Source organism: Moorena sp. SIO4G3 (assembly GCF_010692305.1).
In the GTDB taxonomy this organism is placed as follows: Bacteria; Cyanobacteriota; Cyanobacteriia; order Cyanobacteriales; family Coleofasciculaceae; genus Moorena; species Moorena producens_A.
Genome location: NZ_JAAHIG010000075.1, coordinates 1 through 21,295 on the forward strand (window position 1 = coordinate 1; position 21,295 = coordinate 21,295).

Consider the following 21,295-nt stretch of genomic DNA (forward strand, 5'->3'; position numbering starts at 1 on the left):
TTAATTACAGGATACTAAAGCTAATCGCCTTGATTTCTAGTTAAGGTGATTAGTCACCACCCATCTTTGGTGCTAATCAGAGTTTGTGCAATAAGCTTACTCAGCTGTAGCTAGTTCTGTGCTGCCACGAACGCGACGACGGGTAAGGGTGTTGTATAGCATTATACCAATGGCTTTAATCAGATTACCCTCCAGTTCCTGGAACATCTTCATATTCATGCCAAAGGCAGCATTAGCTTCTTCCACAATCCGATCCGCTGTGGCATCATCAATGGGTAGCTCATCCATGGCTTGGCGATACTTAGCCTTGAATCCCTTCTCATCAGGGATTTGCTTGAATTCATAAAAAGCAGTACCTTGCCCATCTGATAAGTTCATCCCGCGCTGGGCAATCTTTTTGAGAATTTGTCCGCCAGATAAGTCCCCTAGATAGCGGGTGTAGGAGTGAGCAACCAATAATTCTGGTTCCTTCTCAGACATATCTTTAATTCTTTGCACATACTCTTTAGCCGCCACTGAAGGGACTACTTTATCTTGCCAGTTAGAACCGTAGTAATAGCATAGGTCTTGCTCTAGGGTCTTTTTCCGATTGAGCTCTTGGAAGTAGATTTTTGAAAGAATCGGGTGTTCCCGATGGCGCTCCATTTCCTCTTCCATGGCGGAATAGACGAAGTAAAGGTTGGAGACTAATTTCCGGTAGGAGGTTTTTTCAACGGTTCCTTTCAAAAAGCACTTGACAAAACCCACATTCTCTGCCATGGTGTGGGATGTTTTTGTGCCTTCACGCAACTTGGTGGCTAAATTGGTACTCATTCTTTATTTTTGTTCCTAAAGTTGACGGTATTTGTATTACTACTTACAGACAAGCGAATATCTTTCCAAATTATTAGAGTAAACTGATTTAATGAAAAATTTTGTTAAGAATTCTTACGTAAACACGAGCTCCTACCTCCCCCACCGTCAGAGAGCAAGTTCATAGATCCTGAAACTGATCAGTCTAACAATGGTTTGATCAGTACACACAGGGGGGACGGGAGAAGTTATACCCTAGATTCTTGGCTCAACTGTTGCAACCATCCAAAAAGCTCTAGAAACTAGCAAGACTGTCTAAGTATTTAAGTAAAAATACTTAGACAGTCTCGTGAAAGGCGGTGCGACAAGGCGCTGCCCGAACCTCACCAAGGGAACGGGCACCAAAAGAGTGGAAATTTGCTTCAGCATGGTGAGGCGGCCAATGCCTTGGCAATTTAATCAGATTTTTTCTAGTGCCAAATTCCCAGAGAGTCTATGGCTTGAATTGACGCAACACACTAAACGCCTGAGAACGCCATCCTTGTGGCAATAGGGACAACACCAAAGCAACCCAAGCTTTTGAGGGGGAGCAAGCTTTTCCTGACCAAACTAATTCACGTCCGGTTGATGTTTGTCCAATTTCAATCAGACGCAATCCTAGTAGTAGCTTAGTTTCCGTCAGACGCGATCGCCTAACTGTCTCCAACATTTCTGACTCAAAGTTATAACTTTCTAGATAACGCAGTTTATCCTGTAAATAGGGAATTGCTCGACTAATCCCTTGCTGTTGGGCATGGAATCGATATTCCATTAACAATTCGGGTAAATAATAAGCTTTCTTGCCCGCAATAGCCAGCCGAACGAATAAATCATTATCTTCACAATTTTGGATGTTAGGACCCATAAATTCCACATCTTTCAACGCCTGCATCCGAAATAACGTAGCGCCAATTTGAAAGCTCTGCTGAATAAAAACAACCTCAATTAACTTATCAACAATCCCTTCGATTAACTTAGTTCTTCCCCACCTCTGAGAGTTTAATTTTGTAGCTGATTCATCCCTAGTATTATTAATATTAATTACCCAATGATCTGTCCCAACAAAATCAATAGTATGGTCTGGCTCTAAGATAGCCGTTGTTTTGGCTAAAAATTCAGGTGTCAGCCGGTCATCATCATCAAATTTAATAAAATATTCCCCCAATGCCGCATCAAATCCAGAGCGCATGTTATTACTTTTTCCAATATTTTTGGGGTGACGGATGTAGTTAATTCGGCTATCCTGATACTGGGACATTAACTCAGGAGTGTCATCAGTTGAACCATCATCACAGACAATTAATTCCCAGTCTTGATACGTTTGTTTAATAACACTGTCAATCGCATAAGGAAGTAAATTAACGCGATTGAATGTAGGAATACACACACTAACCTTGGGGACTCGTTGAATCATTGTATTGTTATAGATGAAACTATCAAGCCACTCAATTCATTGATTTGTTGACATAAAATTATCCTATTGGATGCCTGATATCAAGTCCGGTTACAACGAACTAGATATAACTTATAGCAATGTCTTGATGCAATAGCGAGTGGGGGGAACCCCCAAGACCGCGCTGCATCGCTTTCTTACCTAACCTGAAGATATGATGAAAATTCTCATGCTATCTGCCACCTTTCCTTATCCCCCCACTAGGGGAGGAACTCAGGTACGGACATTTAATTTACTAAAACATCTTAAGTTAAGTCATGATATCACCATGATTACTCAACGTTCAGAAGATGTCACGGATCAAGAAGTGGAAAAACTCGGGAAATGGGTAGATGAATTGGTGGTTTTCCCCCAACCAAAGCCTTGTGATCCCTCAGGAGGAATCTGGGGCAAAGTAAAGCGATTTAGTAATTTTATTCGCCAAGGCATCCCCCCCAGTGTGCTACATCTCTACTCCCCGGACATTCAGCAATGGATGGATGAAGCTGTGGCGGCTGGACGGTTTGACATTATTACCTGTGAACATAGTGTAAATGAAATATATGTACGACCAGAATGGCGACAGCAGCTGGGAACGGTGGTGAATATTCACAGTTCTGTGTATGGTACATTCCGTAATCAGTTGGAAACAGGAACCTCGGAAAATCAGCTCAGAGACCAGTTAAATTTACCCCTGTTGCGCGGCTATGAGGAACGATACTGTGCCAAATTTACTGGTCTTGTGGTCACAACACCGGAGGATCAAAGCCAGATAGCTGCCTATAAGCCATCGGGTAAAATTGTGGTGATTCCCAATGGGGTGGATTTGACTCAATTTCCCCAACGCACTGCTGACCCAGGGGGACATCGCATAGTTTTTATTGGAGCTATGGATAACCGAGCCAACATTGATGCTGTAAGCTTTTTCAGCTTGGAGGTCTTTCCAGCCATTAAAGAACGCTATCGAGATGCTAGCCTGGACCTGGTAGGAGCAAGACCAGTACCTGCAGTGTTGGAGTTGGCAGCATTGTCGGGAATTACGGTCACCGGTCGTGTGCCATCAATGGTAGAGTATCTCCATCAAGCAACTATCTGTGTGGTACCCATGCGGACTGGCTTTGGCATTAAAAACAAGACCCTGGAAGCAATGGCGGCTGGGGTACCTGTAGTGGGAAGCGATCGCGGTTTGGAGGGACTGGCGGTTGATGGTGCCAATACACCTCTGCGAGCATTGCGGGCAAATCATGTTAAGGAGTATATTAGTGCCATCACTCGTTTGTTTGAAGACCCACAGCTGCGAGCAAAGTTGTCCCAAAACGGGCGCTTATTGATCGAGGATGAATACACCTGGGATCGGGCTGGTCAATGCTACGAACAAGCCCTATCTCAGTCACTGGTTAGGAGTTAGTGGCATATGTTCATCTAAAAACTTCCGAGAGTAGGAAAACTCCGTGACGGTGGCAAACCCCTCTAAATCACCGTCACTGGAAGTCATAGAGAGATTAGGCTAGGTGGTGTTGGTCAATCGGTAAATTTGAATTTTTAACTATATTTTCTAGAGGAAAATTCACAATTGTATAAATGTATTGGTATGAAGATATAATACATTTATACTGTCCGATTTTTTCGGTAGTGTTCTTTGTCGTTGTTTTTTGGGTTTTGGGTAATAGGTAATCGGGAATTACTCTGCAGTAATCAGAATTATCAAAAACCCCAACCTTGGCAATATCGATTATCACGTATTTTCTACAATAAGAAGTTGGAGTAAATTAAAATTACAAAATGTTAATAAAAGTTTAGTTTTTTTAAAAATAGTATAAATAAATTAAACCTTGTCTTGATGCAAAGCGCGAGTGGGGGAAACCACGGCAGTCGCTCATGGGGGGAACCCCCAAGACCGCGCTGCCTTCCCAAGACCGCGCTGCATCGCTAACTCATGTAAAAAGTGAGATAAGCATGAATTATTGCCTGTCCTTTCCTTGTGGTCACTTATTGCTCAAAGTAGTAACGTCCTATGAAGATTCTAATGATCTCCACAACCTTTCCCTATCCGCCAACGCGGGGGGCAACTCAGGTCAGGACGTTTAATTTACTCAAGTACCTGAGTAAGCGTCATGCTATAACCTTGGTTACTCAACGTTCTGAGGAGATCACGGAGATCGATGTAGAAAAATTGCAGCAGTGGGTGGAAGAACTGGTGATGTTTCCCCAACCGCAGCCATCAGAACAAGAGAAAGGCATAAAGGATAAATTGCAGCGCTGGAGTACCATTTTGCAACAGGGAACGCCCCAGAAAGTACTCCAACTCTACTCAACTCCAATGCAGCAATGGCTGGATCAGGCTGTAGAGACGGGACAATTTGACCTGATTACCTGTGAACACAGTACCAATGAAATTTATGTGCGACCAGAGTGGCGGGAGCAGCTGCGAACTGTGGTGAATATTCATCATTCTGTATACCGGAAATCTCTGGACAAGCTGGAAACCAAAACATCAGACAATCAGCTGAAAGACCAGTTGAATTTGCCCCTATTACGTCGCTATGAAGAGCAATATTGTGCTAAATTTACAGACATTGTAGTCACAACAGCAGAAGATAGACGGCAAATAGAATCATTTGAGCTAGACAGTAAAATTACCTTGATTTCTAATGGGGTTGATGTTAATTTATTTCCCAGGCGCATCTCTGATCCTGGTGGACACAGATTAGTATTTACTGGGGCGATGGATAACCCACTAAACATCAAAGCAGCTCGTTATTTTAGCCTAGACGTGTTCCCAGCAATTACAGAGCGCTATGCTGATACCAAGCTAGAATTGGTCGGACCCAAACCGGTGCAAGCGGTGCTAGAGTTAGAAGAGCTCCAAGGGATTACTGTAACTGGCGCAGTGCCTTCTTTAGTAGACCACCTTCATAAGGCAACTATATTTGTGGTGCCAATGCAAAGTGGATTTGGCGTAAAAAATAAAACTCTGGAAGCGATGGCAGCAGGAGTACCGGTCGTGGGAAGCGATCGCGGTTTGGAGGGCTTGACAGTTGATGGGGGGGATGTCCCTTTGCGGGCATTGCGAGCAAATGATACAACAGAATATGTTTATGGCATTAGTCGGTTATTTGAAGACCGCCAACTCCGTAAACAACTGTCTGAAAATGGTCGAGGGTATATTGAACAGAAATATTCTTGGGAACGTGCTGGTGAGCTATATGAGCAGGTAATCACAAGTTAAGGATTTAGGGTTAGGGTGCCTTTGGCTCAGGGTGTAGGGTGTAGGGTGTAGGGTGTAGGGTGTAGGGTTTAGGGTTTAGGGTTTAGGGTTTAGGGTTTAGCACGCCGCAGCGACTGTGAGCAAACTGGTTTAGTCACGATTTTTAGAGTGAGCAAGGGAGAATTACAAAGACATGGACGTGGACGAATTAGCCTTTAAGTCCAAAAATATGTAGAATTTCGCTAATTACTATCTATCATCTATCGGGTGTCTCATAGTTATGAGGTACACAAGATTGTTTCCCTGTTGCCTGTTGCCTGTTGCCTGTTGCCTGTTGCCTAAAATCCAACATGTACCTCACCCAATTTAGAACTGCTATATTGCCGCCAACATTTTTTTAAAACTAGGAAAAAACTAGAAAGATAAACTATTAAAACATCAGTGCAAAAGTCTAGTAGAGGTGGTTGGTTAACAACCTTGGGCGCGATCGCTGCCTTAATCACCACTAGCGGTATCATTGCCGGTAGTATCTGGGTGGCGGTTATGTTAATTATTGACCCTGATTCGATTGTCTGGATCAATCACATTTTGCCGAGTTGGGCTCGTATCCCCCAGACTGTTCCCTCATCTGCCAAGACATTTGCCCAAATTCAAGGGGAGATTCGTGAAAATGGACTAACGGCGGGAACACCCCTTGCCCTTAACTCTGAGTTGCTGCTACCCATTTTGGCATCACCACCATCATGCCAAACTAATTGTGACCAGATTGTGGAACTTAGAGTCTATCAGCCCCTTGAACAAAGCAATAGACAACAAAAGTATTATCAGCTAGTTAGTCAGCTGCCTATCACTGCCCCGATCGAATATTTTGTGCTGTCTACCCAAGTGAACACAGGATCGGGTGATGCTAGTGTCTCCCGTTCACTACCTTTAACCAAACTCGATCGTTTCGATGAACAAGCTCTAGAGGAAGGGTTTTGGTTCAACCTCTCGGGTCAAGTAGCCTCAGAAAATACACCCGAGAGCTATGGACAAATTATTCACTACAATCCGGACCAGACACACCTAAGTATGATGTTGGAGTGGAAAAGCCCTAAGGAAGGTTCTCCCTATTGGCAGGAAGTGACCGGTGGTGCTACTCCAGAATTAGTGGTTAATCATACTGTAGGCTTGGAACCCCAGTTCAAGGTTTACCAAATTCAACCTCGGTCTTTTGTTCCGAACCCGATTTATCTAGAGGAAATTTCCCTGACCCAAGCAGCGATAGATACTAATTTTTATCGCAATGGTTTAATCCTAGCCCGTAATGGTTTGTGGTCTGATGGTTGGCAATGGTTGAACCAACAGAAACCAAAACACTGGTCAGCAGAGGCTCAAGCCCAAATGGATTTGGTTAAACTGCACGCTCAGGTCACCGAGTCTCAGGCTAATCAAATTTGGGGAAGTGCCAGTGCCGCTATCTTTGCTTATCTCCTGGATGGTCGCTGGGGGGAGGCAAAAACAGTGTTTCAGACGGCAGTGGATGGTGCTCAGTTGGGGGATATTATCACCATGCTAAAGACCGATTCTGGGGGATTGTGGCAGCGGGTGGAAGCAGCTCTAGAAGTGAGTCCTGATGACAGCAATGTACAAGCTTGGGGAGGGTTGATTTTGGCAGCCCAGGAAGACCCTCAAAAAGCGATCGCATGGGTGAAGGAATTACCCCAAACTAATCCCCAGGTTTACCAACTCCTCAACCATATGGACAATGCCTTAAACCCAGTTCCAGCTATTGTCAGGCACTTCAGTCAACTGGTTGGCAATTCAGAAATAATTCAAACTGTCAACGCAACGGATTGGTTGCAACCGGAAGATGCACATGGGGGAATAGGAGAACAGCACTGCCAAAGGCAACAGGAAAGTACTGAATTGGTGTCTGTAGCAGAGGAAGAGAGTATAGCAGTTTCACCCCTGTCCCCTTGTCCATCTGTCTCCGTCACTCTACAAAAAAAACCCGAGGAAGTTTGGTATCAAGTACAGGTAAAAGCATTTCACGATGGTCAGGATTGGCGGTGGATGCCGTTTTCTGATTTACGGCTGCCCACTTTGACGAAGGGAAAGCGATTGTGGCGATATTTGGGCTTAGACGTTGACCCCCAGATTCGGATTAGCCTTTGGAATGAAAATGGTATTCAGCAATCAACCACAGCTACGGTCAAGGGGGTTTCCTACCAGGAAGGGATGATTAAGCTGTTGGCAGCAGGTGGGGAACTCCCTAGTGAAGCCCTAGCTGTTGATGGCTCTAATCAGCACCTGCTAGCACACACCGAGACCGCACTGCGCTGGTTAGACCCAAGTGCGATTACGTTGTCAGCACTCTACCACCTTAACCCCGATTCGGTCTCAGCCATGCTGCCAGTACTCTGGCAGGAGTTAATCAACAGTGGTCAGTTCTCCCCAGGACCCCTTCCTAGTTTACCAATGATGCTTCAGGAGATCGGGCATTGGTCAGTTAGACCCATCGAGCTGACTGGCAACAACCAGCCAGAAGCGGTGCTAACCTTATATCAAGAAATATCGGTTACCTCAGAATCTACCGACGTTGGTCTATCGGATAGTATTAATGACGGGATGGATACAGAAAGGGCTTCTACTATCTACAAACCCCGCACCATGATTTTTGCTGACACAGGAGCCTTACTATACAGCGAATTTTCCCAAGATTCCAGCACTTCCATGACTGCGATCGCGGATTTAGGGGATGGCGGTCCTGCGGCTATAGTCATTGATGAACCAAATAACTATAGCCTTAAGCGTTGGTCAGCCAAGCATCAGCGTTTTGAGTAATGCTTATACTGATAATACTTGTACTTTAATACTTGTACTTTAATACTTGTACTTTAATACTTGTACTTAAGCGCATTGGTTCAACCTAAAACCAACCGTTGTTGCTTAAGTAATTGCTGGTGCTGCCACAGGGATTCAACTTCTGCCTGTAAGTGAAGGTACTTTACTTGCTGGTCCACCCCATATGATGTCATCAATTTCTTCAGCTGGGGGTCACCAGTGACAACAGAACGGGAATTGCTCTGCCAGTGGGCATTTGATAAATCTGTCCTATGGTCGGAAGAAGTTAACATCTTTATATTAAGTATTTTTGCTTGCTAAAAACTCCACGTAATTGTATCCCAAATTTCCAGCACATGCTAACTATACTTCTAGTGGTCAGCGTTCTCAAGGGATGCAAGCTCCGAGAGCTGCGCTGACTTCGTCAGCTTACGGGCTACTTTCGGGCTAAGGAAATGCCAAAAGCTATCAGCTATCAGCAGTAAGATTTAGAGTTTAATTGTTAATATAAGTTTTTTAAAATCAAATGTATGATATTGAAACATTTCTGGCAATTATCCTTAATAATAATTCCACTTACATTTCTTGTTTCACAATCTGTTGATTGGAATTAGTATCGATATACAGTAACTCTGACCAACGCTGCCGATAGGTTTCATATAACACCATAGCAGTTGCTGCTGAGGCATTGAGGCTAGGGGTCTTACCCTGTAATGGAATTGAGACTAACATGTCACAGCAGCTTTGTGACCTTAGGCTTAAACCATTCCCCTCTGAACCTATTACTAATACGACTGAACCGGTCAAATCAACTTTGTGTAAAAGTTTACCAGTACCGGCAGCAGTTCCGTAAATCCAAAAGCCCGCAGTTTTCAACTGCTCTAGGGCATTACTGAGATTGACAACTCTGGCAATAGGAAAGGTTTCTAGAGCTCCTGCTGCCACTTTCCTCACAGTTGAGGTGACACCAACAGCTCGACGTTGGGGTATGACTAAGCCTTGAGCCCCTAGAGCTTCTGCCGTACGAATAATTGCCCCTAAATTTTGAGGATCATTAATGCCATCACAAGCCAATAAAACTGGCTGCTCAGTTGCCCATTTTGCTTTGTCAATTAAGTCATTTAAATCTATGTACTGGTAAGGTGCAATTTGAGCTGCCACACCCTGATGGTTACCACCTTTAGTAATTTGGCTCAGGCGTTTTGGTGCTACTTCATCAATTACTGTACCGTTAGCCTTGGCTTTAACCAGTAAAGAGTGAAAGCGAGGATCGTAACGCAGCTGGGAAATAATCCAAACTCGGTTTAGCTGATGCTGGTTTTGGAGAGCTGCTAGAACTGAATGACGCCCGTAGATTAAGTCATTATCTTCTTCTGTGCTACTTACAAGTTTTGACTTAGGGTACCCATGCTCCTTGTGCTGAGTTTCCTCAGAGTGATGGGAATATTTTGACCGTGGCTTTCGAGAGTGGTAGTTCTTTCGAGGGGGTTTCCCGTTCTTGTGAGAATTGCCTGGGGTCGAACGAGATAATTTTTTATTCTCACCTTGCTTTACAAAGGACTTCTCTGCCTTGATCTGACCAGAAGCATCAGAGGAGGCATCAGAGGAGGGGTTTTGATTAGCCATAATAGAATTAGGATTTATGGGGTGTCGAGTTGGAGATGAGCCAATAACTGGGTCAAGCGTTGAGTATCAGTAAGGTAGAGGTATCCCAGTAAGGTTTCTAAGCTACTAGCTTGTTGATAGATTTCTCGATTGAGACGCCGGGGGCTATTTGTGGCAGCATTCCGTCCGCGCCGTAAAACGTCTTTTTCAGACGCAGTTAGGTAAGGTTCAAGCGATCGCAAAATCTCAGCTTGGCTTTCTGCTCTGACGTGAGCCACTACCTGGTTATGATAGTCACAGATTCGCCTCGGTGGTAGCAGATAGTGGGTTCGGATGTAAAGTTCATACACAGCATCTCCTATATATGCCAAGGATGCTGGGGAAATCTGTTGAATTTTGGCGATTTGATCAACTTTCGCCATGAATTGCCTAAATCGAAACTCTGTCCACAATACTATAGAGTCACTTCCACCGCCATTGCTATCCTCTTCCAAGGGGTCTAATTGTGCATCTGTCTGAGCCATATTTGGGGTATCACTGTCTTTTGTTGATTAGACCAAATTAGACATCCTTCAACAATTTCTGCTTCCAGTATTCAATAAATTTTCTAACAGGGAAGTTCCTCACACTCAACTCTGACCAATTCCCCATTGCTGAGAAAGTGAAGGCGGGTTTTGCCCCCGCCATCACCATCGATTTTGTCACTTACCCTTGATGTTCTCCTCAGCTATGGTGAGAGACTCTTGCAGGGAGAGAAATTTTTCTAGGCGCACTAGTTTCACAGTTTGAGTCACCCGGGGATTGGTCACGACTTGTAAAGTTCCCTTAGAATTTTGAGCTTTCTTCACTAGCTGCACCAAAGCACCCAAACCAGAGCTATCGACAAAATCAATTTTAGCTAAGTCCAGAATAATATGCGCTGGACCTTCATCAATATACTTGCCAATGACGTTACGGAAAATAGATTCCGAAAAGGCATCTAGCAATCCGGTAAGGCGGAAAATTTGATAATTTGACTCGACTTGGCGAGTGCCCCTTAAACTGACTGTAAGGGTTAGTTGTTCAGGAATAACACCCTCCTAGATATAGCTTATAAATATCAATAATCTAATACTTCTACTGTCAAGTTGACTACTGTGACAGCAGAGCGGTGACTTGACTACCGTTTATACACGCGCCGTATCACCATGCCTTTTTTTGTTGGTTAGCACTTCAGAGGGCTAAAACAACGTCAATTTTAGATTATACAACAGTATCAGAGTTTGGGGGGTACGGTGAGCGGGTTTGGGGGTAGGGTAAAATTAAGCCAGCCGCAATTGTAATCGATTAATTATAACTGAAGCAGATTTCTTGGTTTGCTGCCAATGCAGGGGCTATTTTATAGTTCCACACCCGGTCACCCTACAGTTGGGGTTTGGCATTGACTATTGGGCGCGATGCTCCTGGGTCGCCGCTACGCTCCGGAAGCGTTTCGGCAAAGCCGACGCTACGCGAACGCAAAGCGTGGCCTACGGCCTCAGCTTCCGCGCTTATGGGAACGCAAACCCTCGCAGAAGCACTCAGCTTCTAGTCAAGGGCTTTGTGCGATTGGCCGTAGGCCACGCTACTTGAGGTGCATCAGCTCGACAAACTGCTTAAATAAATAGTCAGCATCGTGAGGACCGGGACTAGCCTCAGGGTGATATTGTACTGAGAAGAACGGTAATGATTTGTGACGTAACCCTGCCACAGTGCGGTCATTGAGATTTAGGTGAGTAATTTCCACCTCCGTGCCTAAGGTATCGGGATCAATAGCAAAACCATGGTTTTGGCTAGTAATTTCCACCATTTGCTGCAAACCGGCTGGGTGATTCAAACCTCGGTGACCAAATTTAAGTTTAAAGGTCTGCGCTCCTAGGGCAAGACCAAGAATCTGATGTCCCATGCAGATGCCAAAAATAGGTTGCTGACGCTCCAATAACGCTTTGGTGGTTGAGATGCCTTCGAGTACTACAGCCGGATCCCCTGGTCCATTGGACAGAAATATCCCATCGGGATTATATTTAGCAATTTCTTCTGGCGATGTATTAGCAGGGACGACAATTACCCGACAATTGTAGCTAGCTAGACGTTTGAGAATATTACGTTTAATCCCAAAATCGATCGCAACAACTGTCAAAGGCTTGTCCTTTTCCACTCCATCAACCCCAGGACCGAACTCCCAATTGGCTTCCGTAGGATCAGACCATTCGTAAACCTTGTCAGTGCTCACTTCTTTAACTAGATTTAATCCTGCCATACTTGGAGCCGCTTGCACTTCGGACAATAACTCAGCAGAGTCAAGGATTTCTGTGGAAATAGCACCGTTTATGGCACCAATGGAGCGTATTTTGCGGGTTAATGCCCTTGTATCTATGCCATAAATTCCTGGGATGTTGTGTTCTGCCAAATAATCGGGCAAGGACTGGGTAGAGCGCCAGTTACTGGGACGGTAGCAGATATTACGGGCAATTGCGCCTCGGATTTGAGGATGAGCAGATTCTTCATCGGATGGGTTAACACCAGTATTGCCTAATTCTGGATAGGTGAAGGTCACAATTTGACCGCAGTAGCTGGGATCTGTCACCACCTCTTGATAACCCGTCATAGCAGTGTTAAACACTACTTCACCAATGGTTGTACCAGTCGCTCCGAAAGACCAGCCTTGGTAAGTTGTGCCATCAGCGAGAACTAACAGAGCTGGATGAGCCGTTGAGATAGTCATTTTATGTCAAGTAAACCCTTTTCTTTAAGCTTAGGATTGAAGCGAATTTCAGTCTTTACCCCTCGGGATTCTAGCTCATATTTAATTTTAGCTTCAACTCTCCGAGCAATTTTTTTTAGAATCTTCGTTTTTGCTAATTCCTCACTTTGCTCATAGTCTAATTGCTCTGCTTCAGTCATTGTTATTTTAGCATCAATCGGCTGACTCCACAGATTTTCCTGCTCTCCATTACCCACGGGGATCACACCATTCTCCTCAATCCATGCCTTACGAATCGTTTCTAATCGACTCCGGTCCGGTTTTTCAATGGTTTCTATTTTTAGCCAATAGCAGGATTGATGCTGACGAACTAAATGTTGTTTGATGCTGATATATATATCCCGGGAATAATTAACAAATTTCAGGGTTTTATCCTGATCAAAAATTGCGTATACACCAATCTTTTTTTGTAGAAATTCTGGTAGATTTCCCGTTTCATCCAGATAGGGAATAAATTCTAAATCCCTCAGAGAGGGAATTTGATTATCAGAAGTGAGCATGGGATGGGATTAAAAAATAAGATTCAAAAATAAATAATATCAACAAAATATTATTGAAATTTGCGATAAATCGCACAGAGGCGACTGGGATTAAAGATTTTGGATTTGAACATGAAGTTAGGAGGTACGTTAATGATGATATAATCATCAGATTCGTGATACTGCTCATATTCCGCTGGCATTCCCTTAGGGGTTGAAGTGGTGTAGGGAACTGGTTTAAACAGTAATTCAGTAAACTCAACCCTTAAGCATTGAGCCGCTTCAGCTACTTGAGCCAAAAAGTTTTCCCCGATTAGTAAAGCAAATAAGTGCTCTCGGGCTTCTGGAGCTAGGACAAAACTGCTATCGAACTTGTTAATTATCTTGAGGCTAACCATAAGTCAAGGATAATCCCGAATTCTTTACGAGAGTGATTATACCTGATCAAGATTCACTGTTGAACAAGACTTCCGTTAAATATACTTCTGAGTTCTAAGTCCTTAGTAAAACCTGTGACTGTACACGAATCCTGTAGGATTGGGATAGGAGCAGCCACAAGGAATGCCCCTAAACCTGCAACCTGCAACCTTGGCCTTTGGCCACGCTACGCGAACAACCTGTAACCTTGGCCTTTGGCCACGCTACGCGAACAACCTGCAACCTGCAACCTGCAACCTGCAACCTGCAACCTGCAACCTTGGCCTTTGGCCACGCTACGCGAACAACCTGCAACCTGCAACCTGCAACCTGCAACCTGCAACCTTGGCCTTTGGCCACGCTACGCGAACAACCTGCAACCTGCAACCTTCAACCGTAAACTTAGTAATCCTTCTGAACCACTTCTGTTCCCCGCTTCCGGATGCGATTGCGCTCCTTCGAGCAATTTCTATTCCCATCTGTGAGTTTATTTTCAAGTTTGCACTGCTCGTAAGTAATTTGGGCAGCGTGGCGTTTTGGCAGTTGAGTCTGTTTTTCTAAAGCTTTGTTAAAAAAATCTAAACTTTCTTGCTCCTGCCCCAGTTTTCGCAAAATTTGTGCTTTAAGGTAAAACACATCTGGATTGCTTGGTGTTGTTTCCATTGACCGGTCTATATAGTCTATTGCCTTAGAATATTGCTTTAAATCTCGATATCCTACTGCAATGCCTCGATAGGCTAAATAAGAGGGGAAAGCATAGGTTTCTAACTTGTCAATGGCTTGAGATGGGTCAGAAAATGGTAAATTGACTGCTAACATTAAATCCATGTAGCCTGTAATCAAGTTTAGCTCTGGGTCATTAGAATCAATTTCTTTGGCTTTATCGAGATATTCAAAAACTTTCTGTAATTTAGTCAATGCGCTGATGGGACCTTCTTTTTCAAAATCGTAAGCTCCTTCCAAAAAATAACCGACTGCTGTGTAGAGATTACCCCGCAAGGGATCAGAAGGAATCATTTCCTTAGCCGTATTAAGAGTTTTAGTGCCGTAGCTCTTGAAGGTTTCCCAATCTTGATCTAAGTAAGCTAGAGAGGATAGCATAGCATAGGTCATGGGTTCTTTAGACTGCCTAGATTCCGATTTTTTTAGATAAGCTTCAGCCTGTTTATAGTTTCCATCCTTGAAGAAGAAGTCAAACGCATCTTGAACAGTGTCATCAATGTTCCGAGGATTACTGTCGCGAAAGGGGTCAGCTGCTAAAGTGGGCATTCCCCATAAACCGATTAATACAACTGCTGTGCTGACACAGGCTTTAACTATCTGTTTTTGTGCTCGAAACCGTTGGTTCATCGTCATTCTGGCAATATTAAAAATATATGCTACTAACCTCAGTACTGACGTTGCACTTGATGCCAGGTTCCATATTACCGGAAGTTGGGGGATAAGATGGTAAGTAAGCATTGAGGGGTCAGCGGTCAGCGGTCAGCGGTCAGCGGTCAGCTTTTGGCTGACGCTACTTAAGGTGCTTATTTTATTCAAAAGCACCTTAAGTAGCGTGGGTGTAGCCCATAAACTATTCCAGTAAAGTGGCCAATAGCTTAGCGTGGCCATAGGCCAAGGCTGATAGCTGATAGCTGATAGCTGATGGCTGATGGCTAATGGCTGATAGCTGATAGCTGATTGCTGAGTGCTTACAATAGTAATGTTTATGAAATGTTGAAACCTCCCGAGTCTTAGAAGAGCGGAAGGAGTGGGCAGAAGGAAATGCTATATCTTAGAGACTTAACGTATCATCCACCAGCTAGCTCCATCCCGATCTTGAAGGGTCTGAATCTAGAGCTAGCACCACAAGAATTGGGACTAGTGATTGGTGTTAGTGGTTCTGGTAAAAGCACATTATTGGAAATTTTGGCAGGATTAGCCCAGCCCACCGCAGGAAACATCTTTTGGGGAGAAACCGAACTCACAAACGACCACCTACCCCAACTAGCAGGATTAGTGTTTCAGTTTCCAGAACGGCATTTCTGTGGTAAGACTATCCTGGAAGAATTGCGGATGGGACATCCAGAGTTGGGGTCACAAAGGGTTTATGATGCTTTGGGGGAAGTGGGACTGGCGGATTTTGCCTTGCATACTTCACCCCATGCTATGAGTGGTGGTCAGCAGCGACGCCTTGCTCTAGCAGTACAACTGATTCGTCAACCCCATATACTGATGTTGGATGAACCAACAGCTGGATTAGACTGGTCTATGCGAAGACAGTTAGTCAATCTGCTGGCAAAACTCAAAACCCATTGGACACTCCTAGTGGTGACTCACGATGCTAAGGATTTACTGCCTATTGCTGACCGTTGCTGGACTCTTAAGCAAGGGGAATTAAACGCTGTTGATTTAGCTAGTGCTGAGTTGTGAGTGTTGAGTACTTTAGGAAAGGGAGTAGGGAGTAGGGAGTAGGGAGTAGGGAGTAGGGAGTAGGGAGTAGGGAAAAAAAATTATCACAATTTATTTAGGATCCCTATTTAGAAATTAAAAATTAAAAAGTAAAAAGCAAAAAATGACGGTTCTTCAGTACCTTTTCTGCTAAATTTATAGTCAAAAAGCTCAGAAAGCTTACTGTAGAATTAAAATTATGCTATTCAACTCACAAAAAATTTTGAATACGGGCTTTTTCCACTACTCCCTGCTCCGAAGTCCCTGCTCCCTTTGCCAAAGTGTTTATTTAGCATAACAAGTACAGAATAGCAAAAATGACAAATGACCAAAATGTTGTAGTAGTGCCACAGATGACAGAGGTTTGGCAACAAACTCTAAATTGGCAGCCAGATCCAGAACAACAACAGTTGTTTCAGAAACTCTATGAAGGGATTTTGTCAGGCAATCGTCAGTTGAATTTAACTCGGATTACCGCTGCCGAGGAGTTTTGGGAAAAGCATCTGTGGGATTCTTTGGTAGGATTGGCTCCCATATGGCAATCTGTAACTCCAGGACAGAGAATTATTGATATTGGAACGGGGGCTGGATTTCCGGGATTACCAGTTGCGATCGCATTTCCTAATACTGCTATTACGTTACTCGATTCTACTCGCAAAAAAATTACTTTTCTCCAAACCTTAATCCCCCAGTTGGAAATTAATAATGTTAAAACGTTAGTTGGCAGAGCAGAAGCAATTGGACAGAAGCAACAGCATCGACACTCCTACGATATTGCTCTAGTTCGTGCTGTTAGTGCCCCTTCTGTTTGTGCTGAATATGCTCTACCACTTCTGAAAAAGGGAGGTTTGGCGATTCTTTATCGTGGTCATTGGACAGATGAAGAAACCGAAGCTTTACAGCCAGCGGTAAAAAAGTTGGGTGGAATAATTGAATCAGTTGAAAAATTTACGACGCCTTTGAGCGATAGTGTTCGTCATTGTTTGTTGTTGAAAGTATTATCACCAACAGTAGCTAAGTTTCCCCGTGCTGTAGGATTACCAGCACAAGAACCTTTGAATTAGAAGATATAGCGGTTTGCAACTTTAGTGAATACATATTTCTGGTTTTTTAGGGAACAGGGAACAGCGATGCAGAGGTGCGACCCGTGGCGAATTTAATTCTTAATGCGGAAAGCGCACCATTACGGTCTTGGGGAGGCAGTGCCGCCAAAGGGGGTTCCCCCCATGACCGCACTGCCGTGGTTTCCCCCATGAGCGACTGCATCAAGACGGGAACAGGGAACAGGGAATAGATCAGTTGGTATCCAATGTGACATACTCCCACACTGAATCGTTCGCGTAGCGTGGCCTTTGGCCAAGATTACAGTGTGGGCTTCTTACCAACTCCAGCCATCGCTATCGGCTTTCGCCGACGCTGCGCGAACGGATACACAGTAAGCTTTATTAACGACACGGTCAGAAGTTACCGCATTCAGAGGGTCGCCTTTATGGTTAGTCGGCTATGCATAAAAGGGTTAAAACTTTATGATTAAGGCGACCCTCTGATAAGGTTTCGTCTCCGGGATGCCCCTCCGCGCCGGAACAATACCATAAGTTCTATTTTTTAGGAACGTAGGTAGCTGACAAACCAGCATTTAAGGCCTTTGGCCACGCTTCGCGAACGGCTTTGTTTATCAGTACAAATATTATAGCAATTTTATAATACCCTGTGCAAAATTCATCCCACACCTATGCTACGCATTAGGTGTGGGATGAATTTTGCCGGACAGCTAAGTTATTTATTATTGGCAAGTAAGAAGTAAACTGGATATTTTTAGCCCCATTTTCATAATTAACTTATCTGCAAATCGCTATAAATGACAGTTTCTAACCCATTTTTTGCTAAACTAGTATTATCAAAAAAATGGCTTCTTAGGAAAACTCCGATGACTGCCACTACTGCACTGCTTAGCCTCGAAGACTACTTAAGCTACAACGATGGCACTGATCGGCGTTATGAACTGGTGAATGGGGAACTGATTGCCATGTCTCAACCCAAAGGACAACATGGTGCAATTACTGAGTTTCTCAACGATCAATTTCGGGCTGAAATTCAGGATCAGGGGTTAGCCTGGGTTTCTAAGCAAGGGTTTATAGCAATCGAGTCGCCCCGTGGGGGACGTTGGGATACAGCGCGGATTCCAGATGTGACGGTGGCAACACTGGAGCAATGGCAGGGAATGCTGGATCGAGAGGCGATCATTCGTCTCAACGAATCGCCACCTTTTTTGGTGGTTGAAGTGGTTAGCGAATCAACTCGGACGACGGATTATCGAAGCAAACGAGTGGAGTATAACTTGCTGGGGATTCGCGAATATTGGATTGTCGATCCGCTCAAAAAGCAGGTTGTGGTGTTGCAGTTGGTCGATGATCTTTATGAGGAAACGGTTGTTGTGGGGGATGAGTTGATTGAATCAACTATTTTTCCGGGGTTACAGCTTTCGGCACAACAAGTGTTGAATGGTGCGCTTTAGAATAAGTAATAGACTTTTAGCCATCAGCCGTTAGCTGTCAGCTGTCAGCTAAGTTCTAAAACCTGAATGCTGAATGCTCTAAGTTGAACGCTCTAAGCACCGAGGAGGAAATTTTATGCCTTCCCCTTTTCCAGGGATGAACCCTTACCTAGAACATCCAGAAGTTTGGCCAGGAGTACATCACTGGCTTATTATTGAACTAGCCAGATCCCTTTCTCCTCAACTGCGTCCCAAATACAGAGTTGGTGTTGAAGTGCGCATGTATGAAACCATTGGGGAAGAATCTCTACTCGTTGGCATTCCAGATTTAACTGTCAAAGGTTCACAGGTGACAACCAAACAACCAATGACCAATGTTTCAGTTGCAGAACCCCCAACTCAACCCCAAACAGTAGAAGTTCCTGTACCTGAAACCATTAAGCAAGGTTATTTAGAAGTCCGAGAGGTAGCTACCAAGGAAGTAGTAACAGCTATTGAAATACTCTCTCCCATTAATAAACGTTCTGGGGAAGGACGCAAGCAATATGAGACTAAACGAAATAAGGTTTTAGGCAGTTTCACTCATTTAGTAGAAATTGATTTACTGCGTAAGGGACAACCAATGCCAGTTTACAACAGCAATATTCAAACCCATTATCGCATTTTAGTCAGTCGAGGAGACCGTCGTCCTCAAGCTGATTTGTATGGATTTAATTTACCAGATTCTATCCCTTCATTTCCATTACCGCTGAAGTCTGGAGATACAGAACCATTAGTAGATTTACAGCTATTGTTGAGTAATATCTACGACCAAGCCAGTTATGATTTACTCATAGATTATAATCAAGAGCCACTACCGCAATTGTCGGAAGAAGACGGAGATTGGGTTAATACATGGTTAACGTAGCGAGAATTGCGTACGCCCTAGGTTTTGATGCTAATTATTTTACTAAATAAACCTTGTTTTGCTAAATAAACAGTGTGTTAGCGTGAGCGTATCCAAGCTACTGAATGTGCCTTTATAAGGCAACTACACTAATGAACTTTACTATTAAGGAATTTTCTGGTTTATGAAATCACCTTCAACAGAAGAATATGAATTATTTAGAAAACTTAAACGCTATCAAGGTCAGCTTGATCTGGGTCATTCAGATGCCCCAGAATATAAGAAGAAAGATCTAATGGTAGAAATGGAGAATTTATATGCATCTTACCCTGCCCAGTATTTAGTTGATTCTCATAAGGTAACTGTGCCAGAAAGTCTTACCCATCTAGGTGCAGAAAAGATTTTTGGACTAATTCCATCTTTTCCTAAAATCAATCCAAAATCCGTAGTTATTTTTCCTAAGACTTCAACAGTTCTTGTGAAAATGGCGATTCTATCATCCAAATATAGATTATTACGGAGGGGAGGAAATGTTAAACCTATCACAGTCATTTATCCAGAAGGTAACTTTCGCTACAACCATAATATAGATATATTTTGTGGCACTACTCGGCATTTAGTAGAAGTTTGTCTATCGACTTTTAAGATTAAGCCAGACAAATTGGAAGAAGTCATTTGTACTGCAAAAAAAAATGGATATCTAATTGCTGCTTTTATACTGGAAACCCCTAATAATCCCTGGTGCCAAATTTATACTCGAGATGAATTAAAAGAATTAGCCGAGGTTGCGCATCAACATAATATACTAATCATTAATGATATGTATTTTTCAGGAACTGAAGCAATAGGAAATGACCAAGTTTCAGTGGCTAGTGTGAGTACTCGCTCAGATTTAGTTATCACAACCTGTGGAATGCGAAGACAATTTGGAATTGACGGTATTGGCAAAGTAGGTTTTTTGACGACTCAGAATGAGGCGCTTGTGAAGGAAATTAAGCGCTTTGTTGTTGCAGCACATGTTCGTTACACCAATGCCGAGGTAATTACAGCTTCTTGGGCTCTAAAAAAAAGAGACTTGAATCATCGTGAAGAATTGAGAAAAGAGTTAGAAATATTGAGGAATAATGCTGAAGCTTTGCTGATGGAGTCTGATTTATTGGCTATGGGAATGAAGATTATCAAGAGCAGCTGTGCAGGGCCTTTTATCAATATTGGGTTTAACTCAGAACTAGAATCTAGGATGAAGAGTTTAGGGATAGCGGATAGTTATAAATTGGGTGAATATTTTTCTCAAATTGGAAAGGTTACACTTTTACCTTTAAGCTCAATGTTTACAAATAAAATTGGCTTTCGGATAAACGTGACAAATATTTCCGAGTATAAAGCAGGATTAGCCTGTATGCAGGCTACCATTGAAAAGATTAAGAAAGGAGTTTCTTATCTTTCTTTAGAGGGAGAAATAAATCAAGAATATGAGATTTTGAGACAAGGTTATCGTCCTTGGGAAGGTATCTAGGTGTGAAAGTATGGCGGTTCAAATATCGATGATATAGGATAGAACTCTACTCTGTAATGGCTGTAGCAACCAGTCTGCACTTCACTGGACTGAGAACCGCTATAATCTAAAAATTAGTCCCCAGGGAACTCCCCATGCTACTGCAATTCGGCTTACTGGCCGGTTGTTGGATAATCGTTTACTAGAGCAAGGGTTAGTTCAAACACAATTACCAGTTCAGTTAAGTAATTACTCTGAACCCGAACCAGATCTAGCCGTAGTTATGCCAGATGAACTGCGATACCTAGACCATCATCCGACACCATCAGAAATTTATTTAATTATTGAAGTTGCTGATACTACCTTGCTCCATGCTCCCTGCTCCCTTTTTCCATAACTCCTATGTTCAC

General features: G+C 43.4%; 21 protein-coding genes. 10 read left to right on the forward strand and 11 right to left on the reverse strand.

Annotated elements, in window-relative coordinates:
- Nucleotides 1-96 precede the first annotated feature (96 nt).
- Both F6J99_RS15600 and F6J99_RS15605 read right to left on the reverse strand, forming a co-directional pair.
- Nucleotides 97-813 carry a heme oxygenase (biliverdin-producing) gene (locus F6J99_RS15600; RefSeq protein WP_293113722.1) on the reverse strand — a complete coding sequence of 239 codons (717 nt, stop codon included), beginning with the start codon at nt 811-813 and terminating at the stop codon, nt 97-99.
- 472 nt (nt 814-1,285) lie between these two features.
- Nucleotides 1,286-2,245, reverse strand: coding sequence for a glycosyltransferase family 2 protein (locus F6J99_RS15605; RefSeq protein WP_293113723.1), 960 nt, complete (start codon nt 2,243-2,245; stop codon nt 1,286-1,288).
- A 196-nt stretch (nt 2,246-2,441) separates the two neighbouring features.
- Between F6J99_RS15605 and F6J99_RS15610 the strand changes: the two genes are divergently transcribed.
- The 3 genes from F6J99_RS15610 to F6J99_RS15620 all read left to right on the forward strand — a co-directional run bounded on the left by F6J99_RS15610 (nt 2,442) and on the right by F6J99_RS15620 (nt 8,297).
- A complete protein-coding gene (locus tag F6J99_RS15610; RefSeq protein WP_293113747.1) occupies nt 2,442-3,671 on the forward strand; it encodes a glycosyltransferase family 4 protein in 1,230 nt (409 codons plus the stop codon).
- Between the two features lie 606 nt (nt 3,672-4,277).
- Nucleotides 4,278-5,492 (forward strand): glycosyltransferase, encoded by a 1,215-nt coding sequence (locus F6J99_RS15615; protein ID WP_293113724.1) that lies wholly within the window; start codon nt 4,278-4,280, stop codon nt 5,490-5,492.
- Between the two features lie 420 nt (nt 5,493-5,912).
- Nucleotides 5,913-8,297, forward strand: a complete 2,385-nt coding sequence (locus F6J99_RS15620) for a hypothetical protein (protein WP_293113725.1) — start codon at nt 5,913-5,915, stop codon at nt 8,295-8,297.
- 80 nt (nt 8,298-8,377) lie between these two features.
- Here F6J99_RS15620 and F6J99_RS15625 read toward each other — a convergent pair whose 3' ends face one another.
- The 7 genes from F6J99_RS15625 to F6J99_RS15655 form a co-directional block, all read right to left on the reverse strand.
- Entirely contained in the window at nt 8,378-8,590 is a 213-nt protein-coding gene (locus F6J99_RS15625; protein ID WP_293113726.1) for a hypothetical protein, read from the reverse strand.
- 283 nt (nt 8,591-8,873) lie between these two features.
- Nucleotides 8,874-9,923 (reverse strand): 23S rRNA (guanosine(2251)-2'-O)-methyltransferase RlmB, encoded by a 1,050-nt coding sequence (gene rlmB, locus F6J99_RS15630; RefSeq protein ID WP_293113727.1) that lies wholly within the window; start codon nt 9,921-9,923, stop codon nt 8,874-8,876.
- 14 nt (nt 9,924-9,937) lie between these two features.
- Nucleotides 9,938-10,426 (reverse strand): ribonuclease III domain-containing protein, encoded by a 489-nt coding sequence (locus F6J99_RS15635; protein WP_293113728.1) that lies wholly within the window; start codon nt 10,424-10,426, stop codon nt 9,938-9,940.
- A gap of 177 nt (nt 10,427-10,603) precedes the next feature.
- Nucleotides 10,604-10,972: an STAS domain-containing protein gene (locus F6J99_RS15640; protein ID WP_293113748.1), complete on the reverse strand. Its 369-nt coding sequence runs from the start codon at nt 10,970-10,972 to the stop codon at nt 10,604-10,606.
- Nucleotides 10,973-11,505: 533 nt separating this feature from the next.
- The gene (gene carA, locus F6J99_RS15645; protein ID WP_293113729.1) at nt 11,506-12,645 is read right to left on the reverse strand and encodes a glutamine-hydrolyzing carbamoyl-phosphate synthase small subunit; all 1,140 of its coding nucleotides are present in this window, start codon (nt 12,643-12,645) and stop codon (nt 11,506-11,508) included.
- A complete protein-coding gene (locus F6J99_RS15650) occupies nt 12,642-13,184 on the reverse strand; it encodes a GIY-YIG nuclease family protein (RefSeq protein ID WP_293113730.1) in 543 nt (180 codons plus the stop codon). Before F6J99_RS15650 ends, carA begins: the two co-directional genes overlap by 4 nt.
- 50 nt (nt 13,185-13,234) lie before the next feature.
- Complete coding sequence (locus F6J99_RS15655; RefSeq protein ID WP_070393529.1) at nt 13,235-13,561, reverse strand: hypothetical protein; 327 nt, start codon at nt 13,559-13,561, stop codon at nt 13,235-13,237.
- A gap of 197 nt (nt 13,562-13,758) precedes the next feature.
- Between F6J99_RS15655 and F6J99_RS15660 the strand changes: the two genes are divergently transcribed.
- Complete coding sequence (locus tag F6J99_RS15660) at nt 13,759-13,980, forward strand: hypothetical protein (protein ID WP_293113731.1); 222 nt, start codon at nt 13,759-13,761, stop codon at nt 13,978-13,980.
- Nucleotides 13,981-13,982: 2 nt separating this feature from the next.
- On the opposite strand, the gene F6J99_RS15665 is transcribed toward F6J99_RS15660, so the two are convergent.
- Nucleotides 13,983-14,930: a Sll0314/Alr1548 family TPR repeat-containing protein gene (locus tag F6J99_RS15665; RefSeq protein WP_293113732.1), complete on the reverse strand. Its 948-nt coding sequence runs from the start codon at nt 14,928-14,930 to the stop codon at nt 13,983-13,985.
- 414 nt (nt 14,931-15,344) lie between these two features.
- Between F6J99_RS15665 and F6J99_RS15670 the strand changes: the two genes are divergently transcribed.
- Complete coding sequence (locus F6J99_RS15670) at nt 15,345-15,992, forward strand: ABC transporter ATP-binding protein (protein WP_293113733.1); 648 nt, start codon at nt 15,345-15,347, stop codon at nt 15,990-15,992.
- Nucleotides 15,993-16,327: 335 nt separating this feature from the next.
- Complete coding sequence (gene rsmG / locus F6J99_RS15675) at nt 16,328-17,074, forward strand: 16S rRNA (guanine(527)-N(7))-methyltransferase RsmG (protein ID WP_293113734.1); 747 nt, start codon at nt 16,328-16,330, stop codon at nt 17,072-17,074.
- A 46-nt stretch (nt 17,075-17,120) separates the two neighbouring features.
- On the opposite strand, the gene F6J99_RS15680 is transcribed toward rsmG, so the two are convergent.
- On the reverse strand, nt 17,121-17,264 hold the full coding sequence (locus tag F6J99_RS15680; RefSeq protein WP_293113735.1) for a hypothetical protein: 144 nt from the start codon (nt 17,262-17,264) through the stop codon (nt 17,121-17,123).
- A 673-nt stretch (nt 17,265-17,937) separates the two neighbouring features.
- Between F6J99_RS15680 and F6J99_RS15685 the strand changes: the two genes are divergently transcribed.
- From F6J99_RS15685 to F6J99_RS15700, 4 genes are all read left to right on the forward strand, one after another.
- Nucleotides 17,938-18,525 (forward strand): Uma2 family endonuclease, encoded by a 588-nt coding sequence (locus F6J99_RS15685; RefSeq protein WP_293113736.1) that lies wholly within the window; start codon nt 17,938-17,940, stop codon nt 18,523-18,525.
- A 115-nt stretch (nt 18,526-18,640) separates the two neighbouring features.
- Nucleotides 18,641-19,411, forward strand: a complete 771-nt coding sequence (locus F6J99_RS15690) for a DUF4058 family protein (protein WP_293113737.1) — start codon at nt 18,641-18,643, stop codon at nt 19,409-19,411.
- Between the two features lie 163 nt (nt 19,412-19,574).
- A complete protein-coding gene (locus F6J99_RS15695; RefSeq protein ID WP_293113738.1) occupies nt 19,575-20,906 on the forward strand; it encodes an aminotransferase class I/II-fold pyridoxal phosphate-dependent enzyme in 1,332 nt (443 codons plus the stop codon).
- A gap of 112 nt (nt 20,907-21,018) precedes the next feature.
- On the forward strand, nt 21,019-21,282 hold the full coding sequence (locus F6J99_RS15700; protein ID WP_293113749.1) for a Uma2 family endonuclease: 264 nt from the start codon (nt 21,019-21,021) through the stop codon (nt 21,280-21,282).
- The last annotated feature ends 13 nt before the right edge of the window (nt 21,283-21,295 follow it).